The organism is Clostridium sp. C1 (genome assembly GCF_018223625.1).
Lineage (GTDB): Bacteria > Bacillota_I > Bacilli_A > Erysipelotrichales > Coprobacillaceae > Allocoprobacillus.
On record NZ_CP073631.1, the window covers coordinates 2,925,076 to 2,943,271 of the forward strand.

The window sequence follows — 18,196 nt, forward strand, 5'->3', positions numbered from 1 at the left end:
AAATGAAAGGGTAAATAAGTGAAAATGTTTCTTATTTGCAAAGAGTATGTTATAATGGAAATAGCTTTGAAGGGGTGGTGTAGATGAAAACGAGATTATATAAGCAAAGTGATTTAGAGGCTGTATTAAAATTATTTTATGATAATATTCATACTGTCTGTGTGAATGATTATACATTGGAACAATTGGATGCATGGGCACCAAAGGAACCTGATGTTTATCGCTGGCAGGCATCTTTGAATCGAAATCATACATTAGTTGTAGAAAATGAATCACAGATTATTGGTTTTGGGGATGTTGGTGAAACAGGATATTTAGATAGACTGTATGTTCATCCAGATTATCTACATCAAGGAATTGCTTCTTTAATTGTTAAACAATTAGAAAAATATGCCAAAGCAAAAGGCATTGGCTTTATGAATACTGCGGCTTCTGTGACATCACAGCGATTCTTTGAAAAACAAGGCTATGTTGTTTTACAGGAACAGATTGTGGAAAGACGTGGTGTACGTATGAGAAGATATTTAATGGAAAAGAAACTTTAATGAAAAAGGCTATAAAGAGCATCATTTCTTTATAGCCTTTTACTTATTTGGCTTTTAAAATATATAAACGTGATACATAATCACCGACATGATCTTTGCTTTCACCACTTGATGAATCACTAAGTAATAAACCAATATTCATTAATTCATCACCATAACAATCTATGTCATGAATAGACACATGATATTTTTTGTGTGGGTCTAGTCCTAACAGCTTCACACGATTATATTGAACATTCACTTGTTGTAAAGGACGATAATATCCCACAATCGCAACATCTTTTTGTGAGGAAACAACCATCCATATTGTTTCATTTGTTTCAAATGGACTTCTCAAGCGATAGAATGTGCCAAACTGGAATAGAGAACGATATTTTTTCATGAATTGAACTTCTTGCATGACTTCCTCACGTTCTTTTAAAGAAAGCTCATTTAAATCCAATTCATATCCAAAAGTGCCAAAATAGGCAACATTGGCTCTGGTATGGAGAGGTGTATTTCTAAAAACTTGATGATTAGGAATAGCTGAAACATGAGAACCAATGGAAGATAGGGGATAGACATAAGATGTACCGTATTGAATTTTTAATCGTTCAATCGCATCACTGTTATCACTGGCCCAGCATTGTGGGGCATAATACAACATACCAGGATCAAATCTTCCTCCACCACTGGCACATGATTCAAATAAAATATGTGGGAATTGTGTTGTCAACATATCATAAAGATGATAAACACCTAAAATATATTCATGCATGACACGTCCTTGATGTTCATGATCATGGCATGAAGAATACACTTCACTCATACTGCGATTCATATCCCATTTGATATAAGAAATGTGTGATGTTGATAAAATTTTATATAACATTTGATAAATGTATTGAACCACTTCAGGATTAGAAAAATCTAAAACATATTGATGACGGCCATGACTTAATGTACGATTGGGTGTCTGTAAAACCCATTGTGGGTGTAAATGATAGAGATTGGAATCTTTATTGACCATTTCTGGTTCAATCCATAATCCAAATTGCATACCTAAATCATTGATTTTTTGAGATAATCCTTGAATACCATGAGGCAATTTTTCAAGATTGGGATACCAGTCACCTAAACCAGCACGATCATGATTTCTATTTCCAAACCATCCGTCATCTAAGACAAAGAGTTCAATACCTAATTCTTTTGCTGTTTTTGCGATAGACAAAATCTTTTCTTCATTAAAATCCATATAAGTGGCTTCCCAGTTATTGATGAGAATAGGTCTAACTTGGTCACGATATAGACCTCTTGTTAAACGTTGTTGATAGAGCTGATGATATGTTTGTGACATTGTATTTAATCCATTTGGAGTATAAACCATAACGACTTCTGGTGTCTGAAAGCTTTCATTAGGCGCTAAAGTCCAACAAAAACCAAGTGGATGAATACCCATCATGATACGTGTGACATCATAAGTATCAACTTCAACTTGTGCTAAAAAGTTTCCACTGTATACAAAACTAAAAGCATAGACTTCACCATGATATTCATCACAATTTTTTCTTTTCAATGCGATAAAAGGATTAAAATGATGACTGGAATGACCTCTTAATGAGTATATAGATTGAATGCCATGTTCCAGTTGCCTTGTTTTGACATGTCTTTCTCTTGACCATGCTCCAGTTAATTCAACCATTTCAAAATCACAATCAGGCAAATCTAAAGACATACTCATGATTTGATTTAAAGTCAAAGAATGTGTTCCTTGATTTTCAATTTTAACGTGGCGAGTGATGACGGGTCTATTTTCATAGATTGTATAACTGAGCTGACACTGACATTGAATAACATGATCATATAAAGTGATTATGAGTGTTGTGGCTTCATTTTCATCTTCAATATAAGTGGCAGGTAAACCCTCAAAAGAAGGTTTGCCTTTGAAAATACAATGATTTTGATATTGTAACTCTAGTAAATGGCTGCCATTATCTTGAGTGATATCAATCGCAGGATGACGCATATCACCATGACCATAGGTTGGATATTCTTGTTTAATATGTTCCATTGAGAAAGTCAAATCACCTTCAAATTGACAGGGTGACATAGGACGAGGGAATAGTTCTAATAAATAGTCAAACTGTTCTTTATCATGGACACGCTTTCCATAATAAAGTTGACCAAGTTGATAATTTTTGAGAATTTTAAAAATATAACTGATTGAATCATTATAAAGATGAAATGTTTGGCTTGATTGATGATAAATAATAGGCATATGTTATCTCCTTTGTTTATATTTCAATTTTGTTAATACATCATAAAAAATAATCGTAAGACATCCACCACATGTATCAATAAGTACATCTGTAAACTGTCCGGCTCGACCTCCAATAAATAGCTGGTGCATTTCATCACTACATGCATATAAAAATGTTCCTATAAGAGAGTAAATCATGATTTTTTGGATAGGGTAGTGATTTTTATAAAAACCATAAATCAATGTCAAGGTCAAAAGAGCATATTCGCTCATGTGAGCGGCTTTTCTGACTATAAATTCACTAATGGGAATATGTAAATATGTTTGAATCCATAAAACAATTTGTGAACTTAATCCAGATGATTCACTTCCTGTTTGATGAGAAAACATAAAAATAAGAATCATTAAAAATATTGATGGTATAAAATATTTGATTTTTTTCATGAATGGCACACCTCAAAAACATTATAAAAGAACTTGTCTTTTTCGACAAGTTCTAATCACTTAAATCTTCACCATTAGAAGCAATGACTTTTTTATACCAATAGAAAGAATCTTTACGATAACGTTTTAAAGTTTTAAGATCAAATTCATCTCTATCAACATAAATAAATCCATAACGTTTTTTCATACCTTCATGAGTAGAAATTAAATCAATAGCAGACCAAGGATTATAACCTAACATTTCACATCCATCACTAATTGCAAGTCTGATTTGTTCAATATGTTTTCTTAAATATTCAATACGATATGGGTCATGGACTTTTCCATCTTCTGTTAATGTGTCATAAGCTCCTAAACCATTTTCAGTGACTAATAATGGTAAACGATATCTTGAATACATTTCACGAATAGTGGCTCTAAATCCTTGAGGATCAATTTCCCATCCAAATTCAGTTGTTGGTAAGTTTGGATTTTTAAATCCTTTATACATTCCTGTTTCACCACGAGCTGTTTGCTGGTCAGCACCAGGATCGCATTCTACAGTTCCATCTTCCCACTGGCAAGTGGCAGTATTGTAGTAGTTGAAACCAATGAAATCAGGATGACCATTTTTCAAAGCTTCTGCATCACCTTCACCAAATTCAGGTGTCGCATCATGTTCTTCTAACCATGCCCAAACGATATTGTTGTAAACACCATAAACGGCCATATCTAAATATAACCAGTTTCTTACAGCGTTATAATTTTGTGCAGCTAGGACATCTTCTGGTTTACAGCTGGCTGGATAAACAAGTGAAATATTTGGTGCTGGTCCAATTTTAGCATTTGGTAACATTTCATGACATAAAGCCATCGCTTTGGCCTGAGCCACTAACATATGATGGTTTTGTTGATAAATTTCTTTTAACTCATTTGTGCATCCTTCAGGGATTGTTAGTGTTCCAATGACAGGACCAACCAAAGTTAACATGTTTTGTTCATTGATTGTTAACCAATATTTGACTCTGTCACCAAAGTTTTCAAACATAACTTTCGCAAAATTCACAAACCAGTCAATAGATTCTCTGTTTGACCATGAACCTCTTTGATCTAAGGCAGCAGGCATATCAAAGTGGAACATTGTCACAATAGGTTCAATGTTGTATTTCAAACATTCATTGATTAAATTGTTGTAGAACTCAATTCCTTTAGGATTAACTTCTCCAGTTCCTTGTGGTAAAATTCTTGTCCATGCAATAGAGAAACGATAAGACTTGAATCCCATTTCAGCCATTAAGGCAATATCTTCTTTATAATGATGATAATGATCTGCACAGACTGTTAAATCAGATGTTCCTTCTGGTACTTTTTTCACGTCTTGACAAGATGGACCTTTACCATCTTCTAAATTTGCACCTTCTACCTGATAAGCAGAAGTACTTGCTCCCCAAAGAAAATCTTTAGGAAATGGTTTTAATGTTTTATGTATCATTTTTTATTCCTCCCTTATATTTATTATATAGAAAATCAAAGACTTTGACTATAGATAAAACTTGTTAATCACTTAAATCTTCACCATTAGAAGCAATGACTTTTTTATACCAATAGAAAGAATCTTTTCTATATCTATCTAAAGTTTTTAAATCAAATTCATCTCTATCAACATAAATAAATCCATAACGTTTAACCATACCTTCATGAGTTGAAATTAAATCAACAGCAGACCAAGGACAATATCCTAACATTTCACATCCATCACTAATTGCTAAACGAACTTGTGAGATATGATCTTGATAATATTTGATACGATATTGATCATGAACTTTTCCATCTTCTGTTAATGTATCATAAGCTCCTAAACCATTTTCAGTGACTAATAATGGTAAACGATATCTTGAATACATTTCACGAATCGTTGCTCTAAATCCTTGAGGGTCAATTTCCCAACCGAATTCAGTTGTTGGTAAGTTTGGATTTCTAAATCCTTTATACATTCCAGTAATGCCTTTAGAAGTCTGTTGATCAGCAGCACCAGATAAATCTTCTGTCCCATCAGACCACTGGCAAGTAGCAGTATTGTAGTAGTTGAAACCAATGAAATCTGGATGTCCATTTTTTAAAGCTTCTGCGTCACCTTCAGCAAATTCAGGTGTTGCATCATTTTCTTCTAACCATGCCCAAACAATGTTGTTGTAAACACCATAAACAGCCATATCTAAATATAACCAGTTTCTAATAGCGTTGAAGTTTTGCGCAGCCAAAACATCTTCTGGTTTACAGCTGGCTGGATAAACAAGTGAGATATTTGGTGCTGGTCCAATTTTGGCATTTGGCAACATTTCATGACATAAAGCCATCGCTTTGGCTTGAGCAACTAACATATGATGGTTTTGTTGATAAATTTCTTTTAACTCATTTGTACAGCCTTCTGGTAAATGTAGTGTTCCAATCACAGGACCACTTAAAGTTAAAACATTTTGTTCATTGATTGTTAACCAGTATTTAACTCTGTCACCAAAGTTTTCAAACATGACTTTCGCAAAATTGACAAACCAGTCAACAGATTCTCTATTTCCCCAGCTTCCTCTTTCATCTAAGGCTGCAGGCATATCAAAGTGGAACATTGTGACTAAGGGTTCAATACCATATTTTAAACATTCATTAATCACATTATTATAATATTCAATTCCTTTAGGATTAACTTCTCCAGTTCCCTGTGGCAAAATTCTTGTCCAGGCAATAGAGAAACGATAAGTTTTAAATCCCATTTCAGCCATTAAGGCAATATCTTCTTTATAACGATGATATTGGTCAGCACAGACTGTTAAATCTGAAGTTCCTTCTGGTACTTTTTTCACGTCTTGACAAGATGGACCTTTTCCATCTTCTAAATTTGCACCTTCTACCTGATAAGCAGAAGTACTTGCTCCCCAAAGAAAATCTTTAGGAAATGGTTTTAATGTTTTGTGTATCATCTTTTTTCCTCCTCTTTTTATACAAAAACTATTATAACGAAAACTCTCTTTAAATAGAAAAATTTCCAGAAGTTGAAAATATTTTTTATCAGATGAAAATTTGATATTCATCATTTATACACATGGTTATGTTATGATATCAGTAGGGAGGGAAAAGGCATGATTTTCGTAGAAAATAATAGTTTTGATATGATTTTTATGATTGTTTTTTTTATCATTGCGGGTACATTTCTTTTTATGATTATTAAAGGTATATCGCAGTGGCATCGTAATAACCAGTCACCAAGACTGACTGTCAAAGCAAAAGTTGTATCTAAACGCATGGTTGTTTCTAGTCACTTACATGGAGATAATATGATGGCTCATTCCACAACTTTTTATTATGTTACATTTGAAGTCAAAAGTGGTGATCGTCTGGAATTTGCTTTAAAAGGAAATGACTATGGTATGTTGGCTGAAAATGATGTCGGTGAACTTACTTTTCAGGGAACACGTTATATTTCATTTGTGAGAGAAAAAATGGATTAAAGAGTTATCTTTAATCCATTTGCATATTTTCCCATTGTTCAAGAAGATCTTCAAGTTGATGATTTGTTTTATCAATGTTTTGAATGACTTCGTTATATTTTTTATAATCATTTAAAACATCTTCTTGTTGGAGTTGATGATTGAAATCTTTTATTTGTTCTTCTAAATGAGAGATTTCTTTTTCTATCTTTTTGATTTGATTTTGATGTTTACGTTGTAATGATTGGACTTTTTTGGTTTCTATATAAGATTGATTTTTTTCTTTTGTTTCTTTGGTTTCTACTTTTTTATCTAAGTATTGTGAGTAATTTCCAGTATAGACATGACATCCATGAGCATTCATTTCAACCACCTGTGTGGCAAGTTTATTAATAAAATAACGGTCATGACTAATAAATAAGATTGTTCCTTCAAATGATAATAAAGCATCTTCTAAAACTTCTTTAGATTCAATATCTAAATGATTGGTTGGTTCATCAAGAATCAAAAAATTACAACGCGACAACAAAAGTTTCATTAAAACGATACGTCCACGTTCTCCACCAGATAAAACATCAATTGTTTTAAAGACATCATCACCTTTAAATTGAAAAGATGCACAGGCATTTCGAATTTCCGTGTTATTCATTTGGGGATATGTATCACTGATTTCTTGAAAAATGGTTTTATGAAATGAGAGAGATGTATGTTCCTGATCATAGTAACCAACCATGACTTTTGTTCCTAATTTGATTTTACCAGAAGTCGGCATATAATCATTTAAGATGAGATGAAATAATGTTGTCTTCCCAATACCATTTGGTCCAATTAAAGCGACACGTTGTTGCTTTTTGACTTCAAAGCTGATGTGTTCAAACAAAGGTTTATCAAATGCCATCGCTAAGTCTTTGACTTTGAGAACATCATAGCCTGATTCTACTAAAGGTTGAAATTGAATACGTATGGCTTGTGGCAGGGCATCTGGTTTTTCGACTTTTTCCATTTTTGCGAGTGCTTTTTCTTTACTTTCAGCACGTTTGACCTGTTTTTCACGGTTAAATGACTTTAACAAATCAATGCTTTCCTGCATACGTTTGATTTCTTTTTGATTATCAATATAATGTTTTAATTCAACTTCACGATTATGCTTTTTAATGATGGCATATTCTTGGTATGAGCATTTATAAGTTGTGGCTTTCCCATGTTCAATTTCTACAATCTGATTAGAAATCTGATCAATAAAATAACGGTCATGAGATACCATAATAATGGCATGAGGATAGTTTTTTAAATAATTTTCCAGCCATTCAATGGATTCTACATCTAAATGATTGGTTGGTTCATCTAAAAGTAAAAGGTCTGGTTTTAATAATAACAATCTTCCTAAAGAAAGACGTGTTTTTTGCCCACCGGATAAAATAGAAATAGGCATATCCCACATAGATTCATCAAAACCTAAGCCTTTTAAAACACCTTTGATTTGACTTTGGTAGCTATAACCATCCTGACTTTCAAATTCATATGTTAAGCGTTCATATTCATCCATAATAGAGTCTAAATGTTGATGAGAGGACATTTGTTGTTCAAGTTCACGAAGACGCTTTTCTTTCATGATTAAGGATTGAAAAACATCTTCTAATGCCTGATAGACAGTCAAATCAGGATTGAGTGTATTATGTTGTGATAAATAGCCTATTTTGGTACTTTTAGGCATAAAGATTTCACCGCTGTCATAACTTTCCTCACCACAGATGATTCTTAATAAGGTTGTCTTACCAGCACCATTGACACCAATAATAGCTAATTTATCATGTTTTTCAATTTTAAAAGTAATATCTTTAAGTAAATCAGTTCCCTGAAATGATTTTTTTAAAGATGAACAAGCTAGTATCATATTTATCACCTTGTCCATTGTAACATACATCATTGAAAATATAAACTCTAAAAGTTATTGTTGATTGTTTAAACATAACCTTGTATAATTGTATACAATAAATATAAGGGGTGATCAAAATGAATTTAGCATATAAAGTTTTACAGGCACATTTAAAAGAAGGAGAGTTAATTCCGGGAACACCTATTTGTATAGGGATAGACCAGACATTAACACAGGATTCTACAGGGACAATGGCTTATCTACAGTTAGAAGCCATGGATACAGGAAAGGTAGCAGTCGAAAAAGCTGTGGCTTATATTGATCATAATATGTTGCAGACGGGATTTGAAAATATGGATGACCATGAGTTTATTCGTAGTGTAGCGAAAAAGCATGGGATTACTTTTTCTAAACCAGGGAATGGTGTTTGTCATCAGTTGCAGTTAGAAAATTTTTCTAAGCCAGGAAAAACATTAGTCGGTAGTGATTCACATACACCAACTTGTGGGGCAATGGGAATGATTGCAATTGGAGCTGGTGGATTGGATGTGGCAGTGGCTATGGCGACAGGAAAATATTATTTACAATGCCCAAGTGTAATTCAGGTGAATTTAACAGGGAAGAAAGCTTCTTGGGTGAGTGCTAAGGACATCATTTTAAAGATTTTACAGATCTTGAGTGTCAAAGGTGGCGTGAATAAAATTGTTGAGTATACAGGGGAAGGTATCGCTTCATTATCTTTAACAGATCGTGCAACTATTTGTAATATGGGTGCTGAACTTGGAGCAACAACATCTATTTTTCCTACTGATGAAAGAACTTTGGAATATTTAAAGCAACAAGGTCGAGAAGAAGATTATGTTGAATTCAAAGCAGATGCAGATGCAAAGTATGATGAAAGATTGGATATTGATTTATCAACATTGGAACCAATGGTTGCAAAACCTCATAGTCCTGATGCTGTTGTGGCAGTCAAGGAATTAGAAGGAATGCATATTCATCAGGTGGTTATTGGTTCATGTACGAATTCATCATTTGCAGATATGATGCGTGCAGCTAAGATTTTAAAAGGACGTAAAGTGGCTGATCATGTGTCTTTAGTTATTGCACCGGGTTCTTCAAGTATTTTGGCTATGTTATCACAAAATGGAGCTTTGGCTGATATGATTCATGCTGGCGCAAGAATCTTAGAATGTGGATGTGGACCATGTATTGGTATGGGACAGGCCCCTCTTTCTAAAGGGATTTCTTTAAGAACAATTAATCGTAACTTTAAGGGACGTTCTGGAACAAATGATGCAGGTGTGTATCTGGTATCACCTGAAGTGGCAGCTCTTTCTGCGATTAAAGGGTATTTATCTTGTCAGTTTGAAGATGATATGTCTTTAGATGAAGTTCCAATGACGCCATTTATTAAAAATCAGAATTTCTTTATTGATGAATATGATCCACAAACAGAAGTTTATATGGGACCAAATATTAAACCTGTTCCTCGTGGTGAAAAATTAAATGATGATATTCAAGGAAAAGTTGTTTTAAAAGTAGGGGATAATATTTCAACCGATCATATTGTTCCATCAGATTCAAAACTTTTACCATTTAGATCAAATGTCCCTCATCTTGCGAAATTTGCTTTTTCAAAAGTGGACGATCAGTTCTATACAAGAGCGAAGGAAAATCATGGTGGATTTATTGTTGGGGGAGACAATTATGGACAAGGTTCTTCAAGAGAACATGCTGCTTTAGTCCCTAATTATTTAAAGATTAGAGCTATTTTTGCTTTATCTTTTGCAAGAATTCATCGTTCTAATTTGATTAATAATGGTATTTTACCGATTGTGATTGATCAGAAAGGTTATGATTTCTTTAATGAAGAAGATGAATATGTATTATTGAATGTTAAAGAATCAGTTGAAAAAGATGAACCCATCATTGTTCAAAATGTTCAAACAAAAGAAACTTTATCAACACAGTTGACTTTAGCACCTAGAGAAAAAGTGATGATTTTACAAGGTGGTTTATTAAATGCGATTAAAGAATTGGGAGGGGATTTTTAATGAAAGCTGTTTTAATTCCAGGAGATGGAATAGGACCAGAGATTGCTGAAAGTATTAAAGATATTACAAAAGCAATGAATTTAGATATTGAATGGTTAGAATATCGTGCTGGAGCTGAATATGCCAAAGAAACAGGAGAAGTGTTTGAACCAGGATTGGTAGAAGCTATTGAGCAATATAAATGGGCTTTAAAAGGTCCAACAGCCACACCGATTGGAACTGGTTTTAGAAGTGTGAATGTGGCTTTAAGACAAAAATTTGCCACATATGCTAATGTTAGACCGATTCGTTCTTTTAAGAGTGTTGAATCAAGATATGAAAATATTGATCTGGTCATCATTCGTGAAAATACAGAAGACCTTTATAAAGGTATTGAATATAAACTGAATGAGAATATGGCTAATGGAGTGAAATTAATAACAAGAGAAGCTAGTGAAAAAATTTGTCGTTATGCCTTTGAATATGCGAAAATCAATCAGCGTCATAAAGTGACAGCTGTTCATAAAGCCAATATCATGAAATATACGGATGGACTTTTCTTGGAAGCTTTTAGAGATGTTGCTAAATATTATCCTGATATTGAAGCACAGGAAGTCATTGTTGATAATATGTGTATGCAGCTTGTTTTAAGACCTGAAACTTTTGATGTTCTGGTTGCACCTAATTTATATGGCGATATTGTTTCTGATTTATGTGCTGGACTTGTTGGAGGACTTGGTTTTGCACCTAGTGGAAATATTGGAGATGAATATCGTATTTATGAGGCTGTTCATGGCAGTGCCCCAGATATTGCTGGACAAAATATTGCTAACCCAAGTGCATTATTATTGGCTTTTGCGTTAATGTTAGAAGATTTAGGGAATATTGAAGCAGCGAAGACATTAAGAGATGCATTAGCAAAAGTTGTTGAAAAACAGGAAGTTGTCACTCCTGATATTGGTGGCCATGCTTCAACTACAGAATTTGTTCAAGCAATTATAGATGAATTATAGGAGGGAAAGCAATGCCATCACATAGTTTATTTGAACATGTATCACATGGCTCTTTAGGAAATAAGATATTTGATATTTTAAGGGATCGTATTTTAAATGAAGAATATGAACATGGACAGAAGTTAAATGAATTAGCTTTGGCTAATGAGCTGAAGATTAGTCGTACTCCAATTCGTGAAGCCTTAAAACAATTGGAATTAGAAGGACTTGTTGAAAGTATTCCTAATAAAGGAGTGTATGTGAAGGGATTTTCTCCACGTGATATTGATGATATGTTTGAAATTCGTTGTGCTTTAGAAGGATTAGCTATTCAGTTGGCTATTGATAGAATGGATGAAGAACATCTGGCTAAGATTAAAGATGTTTTTGAGCTCATGGAGTTTTATACATTAAAAAAGGATCAGGAAAAAATTAATGATTTAAATATTTTATATCATGAAACAATTTATCAAGCGACACAATCTCAATATTTTGAACAATTATTAAAAGATGTTCATTATTATGTATCGGTGACAAGTCGTCATTCTATCACACAACCAGAAAGATTAGAAACAGCGATTCAAGAGCATCGTGCGATTTTGGATTCGATTGTTGCTGGAGATAAAAAGTTAGCGAAAGAAACGATTCAAAAGCATATTAGAAAGACACAGACATTAGTTCGTGCTTATTATGCTAATAAGAAAAAGAAAAATGATAAATAAAAAGGAATGTCATTTCAACTGACATTCTTTTTTCATGGCAAAATAGGTTTTTCTTTATTAAGAATAAATTCAAGTGTATATAATGGGTAGTAACGTACATTTTGAGAATTTTCACCAATATTTTTTTGAGAAAATTTCAAAGCTAAGGAAGGATTGTATTTTTTTATAAAATTATTAAATGATGTTGATACTGTGTTACGTGATGATTTGACTTCAATAGGAGTCACTTCTCCTTGATAATAAATGATAAAATCTATTTCCTGTGATTGCGAAGGTTCATAATAATAAGTTTCTTTCTTTTTTGAATGAAGTATCTGGGCAACGATATTTTCATATAGTGCACCTTTGAAATATCCTAAATCTCCCAAAATCAGTGCTTTAATGACAGCTTCATCAAATTGGGATATAAGAAGACCAGTATCTGCCATATAAATTTTAAATATATGCAATTCTTTGTTGACTTCTAACGGAATATCTGGATTTTTTAATCTATATGTTTTGATAATAAGTCCACTGTCTTTCAACCAATCAAGACTTGATTCATAATAGCGTGCATTTCCACCTTTTTTGATTAATTTATATTGAAACTTTTTATTTTCTTTAGCAAGTTGAAGAGGTATAGAATCATAACATTCTCTTGCTTTTATTTTTTCAGAACCATGAGCATATTTAAGCATATCATTTCTATAGTCATCTACAATCTGTCTTTGAACCATCAAAGCCTCTCTATAGGATTTTGTCTGAAAATAGGTCTGGACAACTTCTGGCATGCCGCCAATAATCATATAGTCTTTAAAGAACTGATTAAATTTTTCATGAATTCCAGTAGGAATAGACTTATGATTTTCAATCGATTGATAAATAATATCAATGACAGATTGATTAATACCCATTGCATCTACGAATTCTAAAAAAGTCAGGGGGGGTACATATCTCATATTTCAACGTAACCAACTGGGAAAGACGAACTTGACGCTACAAGCAATACCTAGCATACTTCCAGAACAGATAATATCACATGGAAAATCTTCAGAAAGAAATTTTAAAGCTGTAAAAGCATTTCTATATGCTTGAATTTCATCTAAAAAGAGTAAAGTATCCTGATCAAACTGAATATCTATATATGTTAATTCAAGATATTGTAATAAATCATGAGAAGTTTTTGTTTGTTTGAAAAGTTCTTGAAATTCGTTATCTCTTTTAAAATTAATTTCAACTAGATTTTTATAATTGTTTTTAGCAAATTTTCTAATGATATAAGTTTTACCTTTATGTAAAGCTTTACATAATGGAAAGTGCCTACTGGATAGATTCCATTAATAGTAGAATCTTTTAAAACTTCCATTATAGAGTAGTAGAGTGGTACTTTTCCTATCATTAAATATCCTGGTATATGAATAAAAAAATTATGATCATTGTATTGCATACATAGGGAAACATATGGATTAAGAATTATTAAAAGAAGAATGAGGAAAAACATTTTATATGAAGAAATGGCAAAATGCTTAAATATGTCAGCTTCAACATTTTATGGAAAAGTCGGTAATCAAACATATCTTTTTTTATTAGAGATGATGACATAATTAAGAAAAGTTTAATATCAATCATAAAGCTACAATATAAAAGAAAAAGGAATGGTCATGAGAGGGGAGAAAACGTATTAGTTTCTTTTAGAACTTTTTTAATTATAGTATTGATTTTGTAACTTATAAATTCATTTTTATATGTATTTATTAACACTATATTACGGAAAATCAATATTTATTGATGAAACTCTTTTCAAGAAATGAAAATAATATGCAAAGTGAGCCTTTTGATATTATACTATATGTAGTAAATACAAGGAGGAAACAATAATGGAAAAGAAACCTGTAAAAATTGTTACAATTGGTGGAGGAAGTAGTTATACACCAGAATTAATGGAAGGATTCATTAAAAGATATGATGAACTTCCAATTAAAGAAATTTGGTTAGTTGATATTGAAGATGGAAAAGAAAAACTAGAAATTGTTGGAGCAATGGCTCAACGTATGTGGGATGCTTCACCATATGATGTCAAAGTGCATCTCACTTTAGACCGTAGAGAAGCTTTACCTGGAGCAGACTTTGTCACAACTCAATTTAGAGTGGGATTATTAAATGCCCGTGTCAAAGATGAAAGAATTCCTTTCTCTTATGGAATGTTGGGACAAGAAACAAATGGTGCTGGAGGAATTTTTAAAGCTTTCAGAACAATTCCAGTGATTTTAAGTATTGTAGAAGATATGAAAGAATTATGTCCAGATGCATGGTTAATTAACTTTACAAATCCAAGTGGAATGGTCACTGAAGCTGTTATGAAATATGGAAAATGGGATAAAGTGATTGGATTATGTAATGTTCCTGTAGGAGCAATGATGAAAGAACCAGAAACAATTGGAAAAACTTTAGACCAGTTAACATACAAATTTGCTGGATTGAATCACTTCCATTGGCATAAAGTTTTTGATGAACACGGAAATGAAGTGACTCAACAAATTATTGATGCGATGTATGAAGGAAAAGATGGAGGAATTCCAGCTAATATTCATGATATTCCATTCTTTAAAGAACAGCTTGATACAATGCAAATGATTCCATGTGGATATCATAGATATTATTATCGTCAAGAAGAAATGTTGAAACATGGACTTGAAGAATACAATACAATTGGAACAAGAGCACAACAGGTCAAACAAACTGAAGAAGAATTGTTTGAATTATATAAAAATCCTGATTTAGATCATAAACCAGAACAATTAGCAAAACGTGGAGGAGCACATTATAGTGATGCTGCCTGTGAAACAATTGCTTCTATCTATGCGAATAAAAACACACATATTGTTGTTACAACAAGAAACAATGGAGCAGTGCCTGATTTACCAGTAGAAGCAGCTGTCGAAGTTTCTTCATTCATTGGTGCCACAGGAGCAAGAGCGATTGCCTTTGGACCATTGCAACCAGCAGAAAGAGGATGGTTGCAATGTATGAAAAATATGGAATGGTGTGTAGAAGAAGCTGCAGTTACAGGAGATTATGGAAAAGCATTACAGGCATTTATCTTAAATCCACAGATTCCATCAGGAGCCACAGCAAAAAGAGTATTAGATGAATTATTACTTGCCCATAAAAAATACTTACCACAATTTGCAGATAAGATTGCCCAGCTTGAAGCAGAAGGTGTCACTATTAAAGATGATGTTGCAAGAGAATTAACTGAACAAGGATTATAATATTGATAAGCACTTTAGTCATTAAGATTAAAGTGCTTTCTTTATATTTTGAGTATATCAATTTTTTAAATAAATATAAAAATAAGGTATTGAAATATCATACAATGAGCAAATGTTGGAATAGATTTGCTTTAGAAAAAGATTTTCTTGTGCTTCGACATCATTATCCAAAAAGTATCTTTATTTGGCAAAAAAGCATGGTATACTTATATAAAAGGATGTGAGAAAAATGCTTTGTTATTATAGTCAGTTTCAAACAAAACACTTAACCCAAGATAGACTTATTGATATGCTGCTGGAGTGGTTGGAACATTCTAAAAATAAAATGAATGGTTTAAATTATGATGGGCGTATTCCTTTTCAATATGAGATTGACCATAAAATATTAAATATACAAATCTTTGAACAGCGATATCTTACGCTTTATTTTTCAACAAAAGATAATTATAAAAATACACACTTTATAGTGGAAATTATTTATGATTTAATTGATGAAACAATACATTTACGTTTTTCTAAAGAAACTTCTAATGAATCCCGTTATATTTCTGCTGTATCTATACCTGCATTATTTAAAACAATAATGACATCACCTTATATCGAAGATGATGTTTATTCTTTTAATAATCAAGCACATCGTATAATTAATGTTGATCAATTAAAAGAAGTGAAAACAAAAAAACCCCTGATTTATATGCGAACAAGATGGATTGATGCTAATCGTTTAGCAAGAGAAGTTTTAGGTTTGGCACATGTTTGTTATTGTATACAACAAAAAGAAGAAGGGTGCATAGAAATTATAGATGGTCAGGAGAGTCACTTTTATCAGTTAAATAAGAAAATAGCTTATCATTATCAGATTCGAGAAATCAATGAACTTTTAAGAAACATGACGATTCAACAATATAAAAATGTCATGCCTTCATATGATTCACTCTATCAAAAATGGCTTTATCATCAACAAAATTCAGCAATCAAGAATAGTCAAGAATATCAACAGGAATTTCAGGAAGAAATTATGCGTCGTCGACAAGAAATCAATGAATTGAAAGAATTTTATCATATGCTGTTGGAAGATATTGAAGAACAAAAACAAAAGAATGATCAACTTTCACAAATTCATAATCATCATGGAACAACATTGTTAGCTATTGATGATATGGAAAAAGTCATCACTTATCGCCAAAAACTTTTGCAGTATATTCAACATAAAGCTAATGAATTAGAAGCAACACATGAAATTTATCGTCGCTTAGATATTCTTCATGCGATTCTTGAAAAGAATGGAGGTAAACTATGAAATCATTTTCAACTTATCTGGAATTGAAAGAGAAATGGACAATTTCTCAATTTATAGAGTCTTTGTTTCAAGTCTATGGTATAGAGTATCAAGATATAGATTATAGCCAAAAAAGAATAGAAAATCATTGTTATGATATTTATCAATATCCTCATGATGGAAGTGTTGTTGTTCATTTATATCATCGTATGGAATACATTTATAATGAAAAAGAGGGAGGTCTATGTATTCATAATGATGGTTATCAAAAAGGATATCGGTATATTGATGAATTATTGTCAAAACATTTGATTAAGGATAAGAAAATTTCTTTAAGTAATCAACCTATAAAAATTTGTCATGAAAATAAACAACAGGTCATACAATGGTTGGATGGAGGAATTCAACTACCGATTCTTTATATTCGTTATGAAAAGATTGTTGATCCATTTTATCTGGCTCAACAATTAAGGGGAATTGCTTATGTTTTTTATGAAGACAATCAAGAAGTTGGCCATTGGATGGCAAAGCATTGTCAAAAGATTTTGACTAATAGTCGCGTGATTATTTATTATTTAAATGGAGATTATAAAACATATAGGTTTGCTAAAAAGGAATCACAGGATCAATTACAGCAGCGTATTTTACATCAATTGACTTTATATTTAAAACAAAGACAATATGGAAATGCATATAGTTTTCGCTATTTAGAGAAAAACTACTTAGATAATTTAAGACAGTTTGCACAAGATTATGAAAAACAGACGATTGATCAATTAGGGGAAGAAATTGATAAATTGGAAGAAGAAAAAGAGAAATATTGTGCGTTGATTAGTGGACTAGAGAGTGAATTAAATGTGCTACAGATGCAAAATGAAATATTAGAAGAAGAACTATCTTTTCAAGATAATTATACGCTTTTAGATAAAGGAGATATTCCAGAATATTATCAAGCTGAACAAAAAGATATTTTGTTAGATATGTTAGAAGATGATGTGAAAAAGAATCATGTTGAAAAAGAGGATTTGTGTTTGTTAAAAGATATTTTAAATCAAAATCCAAAAGATGGAACAAGAGATATGTATTTAGAAAAGATATTGAGAACTCTTATTAGTAGTTATGATTTTAATAAATTAAAAAATATGGTATTTTTATGAAAGGAGATAAGAGTAAGCATTATCTGGTCATGTTCTTTGATAATTCCAGATATCAATCAACCCTTGCTTCAACACCGAGTGATCAAAATGCCTGTCGACAAGTTTATCGACAATTTAGAAAATATTTCTTTTAGCCGATAGAACAATAGGTGAAGCAATAAAAATATTGTGTAATGCAAAGCAAATGAAGTAGT

The 18,196-nt window shown here is 32.1% G+C and carries 15 protein-coding genes; 9 read left to right on the forward strand and 6 right to left on the reverse strand.

Annotation, left to right across the window (positions count from 1 at the left end):
* The first annotated feature begins 83 nt into the window (after positions 1 to 83).
* Positions 84 to 545 (forward strand): GNAT family N-acetyltransferase, encoded by a 462-nt coding sequence (locus KEC48_RS15580; protein WP_211963440.1) that lies wholly within the window; start codon positions 84 to 86, stop codon positions 543 to 545.
* Positions 546 to 588: 43 nt separating this feature from the next.
* Here KEC48_RS15580 and KEC48_RS15585 read toward each other — a convergent pair whose 3' ends face one another.
* The 4 genes from KEC48_RS15585 to KEC48_RS15600 all read right to left on the reverse strand — a co-directional run bounded on the left by KEC48_RS15585 (position 589) and on the right by KEC48_RS15600 (position 6,182).
* Entirely contained in the window at positions 589 to 2,802 is a 2,214-nt protein-coding gene (locus KEC48_RS15585; RefSeq protein ID WP_211963442.1) for an alpha-galactosidase, read from the reverse strand.
* Positions 2,803 to 2,805: 3 nt separating this feature from the next.
* A complete protein-coding gene (locus tag KEC48_RS15590) occupies positions 2,806 to 3,228 on the reverse strand; it encodes a VanZ family protein (protein WP_087359216.1) in 423 nt (140 codons plus the stop codon).
* 52 nt (positions 3,229 to 3,280) lie between these two features.
* Positions 3,281 to 4,699: a glycoside hydrolase family 1 protein gene (locus KEC48_RS15595; RefSeq protein ID WP_211963444.1), complete on the reverse strand. Its 1,419-nt coding sequence runs from the start codon at positions 4,697 to 4,699 to the stop codon at positions 3,281 to 3,283.
* Between the two features lie 64 nt (positions 4,700 to 4,763).
* Positions 4,764 to 6,182 (reverse strand): glycoside hydrolase family 1 protein, encoded by a 1,419-nt coding sequence (locus KEC48_RS15600; RefSeq protein WP_211963445.1) that lies wholly within the window; start codon positions 6,180 to 6,182, stop codon positions 4,764 to 4,766.
* Positions 6,183 to 6,341: 159 nt separating this feature from the next.
* Between KEC48_RS15600 and KEC48_RS15605 the strand changes: the two genes are divergently transcribed.
* Positions 6,342 to 6,710 (forward strand): DUF2500 domain-containing protein, encoded by a 369-nt coding sequence (locus KEC48_RS15605; protein ID WP_211963447.1) that lies wholly within the window; start codon positions 6,342 to 6,344, stop codon positions 6,708 to 6,710.
* 10 nt (positions 6,711 to 6,720) lie between these two features.
* Here the strand turns inward: KEC48_RS15605 and KEC48_RS15610 are convergent, their stop codons facing one another.
* Positions 6,721 to 8,583 carry an ABC-F family ATP-binding cassette domain-containing protein gene (locus tag KEC48_RS15610; protein WP_211963448.1) on the reverse strand — a complete coding sequence of 621 codons (1,863 nt, stop codon included), beginning with the start codon at positions 8,581 to 8,583 and terminating at the stop codon, positions 6,721 to 6,723.
* A 119-nt stretch (positions 8,584 to 8,702) separates the two neighbouring features.
* Between KEC48_RS15610 and KEC48_RS15615 the strand changes: the two genes are divergently transcribed.
* From KEC48_RS15615 to KEC48_RS15625, 3 genes are read left to right on the forward strand one after another with little or no spacing between them, the layout of a single operon-like run.
* Positions 8,703 to 10,622, forward strand: coding sequence for an aconitate hydratase (locus KEC48_RS15615; protein WP_205090996.1), 1,920 nt, complete (start codon positions 8,703 to 8,705; stop codon positions 10,620 to 10,622).
* A complete protein-coding gene (locus KEC48_RS15620; protein WP_211963449.1) occupies positions 10,622 to 11,614 on the forward strand; it encodes an isocitrate/isopropylmalate dehydrogenase family protein in 993 nt (330 codons plus the stop codon). The genes KEC48_RS15615 and KEC48_RS15620 overlap by 1 nt, the downstream gene beginning before the upstream one ends.
* 11 nt (positions 11,615 to 11,625) lie before the next feature.
* Complete coding sequence (locus KEC48_RS15625) at positions 11,626 to 12,315, forward strand: GntR family transcriptional regulator (RefSeq protein WP_211963450.1); 690 nt, start codon at positions 11,626 to 11,628, stop codon at positions 12,313 to 12,315.
* A gap of 32 nt (positions 12,316 to 12,347) precedes the next feature.
* Here KEC48_RS15625 and KEC48_RS15630 read toward each other — a convergent pair whose 3' ends face one another.
* A complete protein-coding gene (locus KEC48_RS15630) occupies positions 12,348 to 13,253 on the reverse strand; it encodes a DUF4143 domain-containing protein (RefSeq protein WP_211963451.1) in 906 nt (301 codons plus the stop codon).
* Between the two features lie 918 nt (positions 13,254 to 14,171).
* Here KEC48_RS15630 and KEC48_RS15640 point away from each other — a divergent pair.
* The 4 genes from KEC48_RS15640 (at position 14,172) to KEC48_RS15655 (ending at position 18,136) form a co-directional block, all read left to right on the forward strand.
* Positions 14,172 to 15,566, forward strand: coding sequence for a 6-phospho-beta-glucosidase (locus KEC48_RS15640; protein WP_211963452.1), 1,395 nt, complete (start codon positions 14,172 to 14,174; stop codon positions 15,564 to 15,566).
* A gap of 229 nt (positions 15,567 to 15,795) precedes the next feature.
* Complete coding sequence (locus KEC48_RS15645; RefSeq protein WP_087359262.1) at positions 15,796 to 16,866, forward strand: hypothetical protein; 1,071 nt, start codon at positions 15,796 to 15,798, stop codon at positions 16,864 to 16,866.
* Positions 16,863 to 18,002, forward strand: a complete 1,140-nt coding sequence (locus KEC48_RS15650) for a hypothetical protein (protein WP_211963453.1) — start codon at positions 16,863 to 16,865, stop codon at positions 18,000 to 18,002. Before KEC48_RS15645 ends, KEC48_RS15650 begins: the two co-directional genes overlap by 4 nt.
* Positions 17,999 to 18,136 carry a hypothetical protein gene (locus tag KEC48_RS15655; RefSeq protein WP_211963454.1) on the forward strand — a complete coding sequence of 46 codons (138 nt, stop codon included), beginning with the start codon at positions 17,999 to 18,001 and terminating at the stop codon, positions 18,134 to 18,136. The genes KEC48_RS15650 and KEC48_RS15655 overlap by 4 nt, the downstream gene beginning before the upstream one ends.
* Positions 18,137 to 18,196 lie beyond the last annotated feature (60 nt).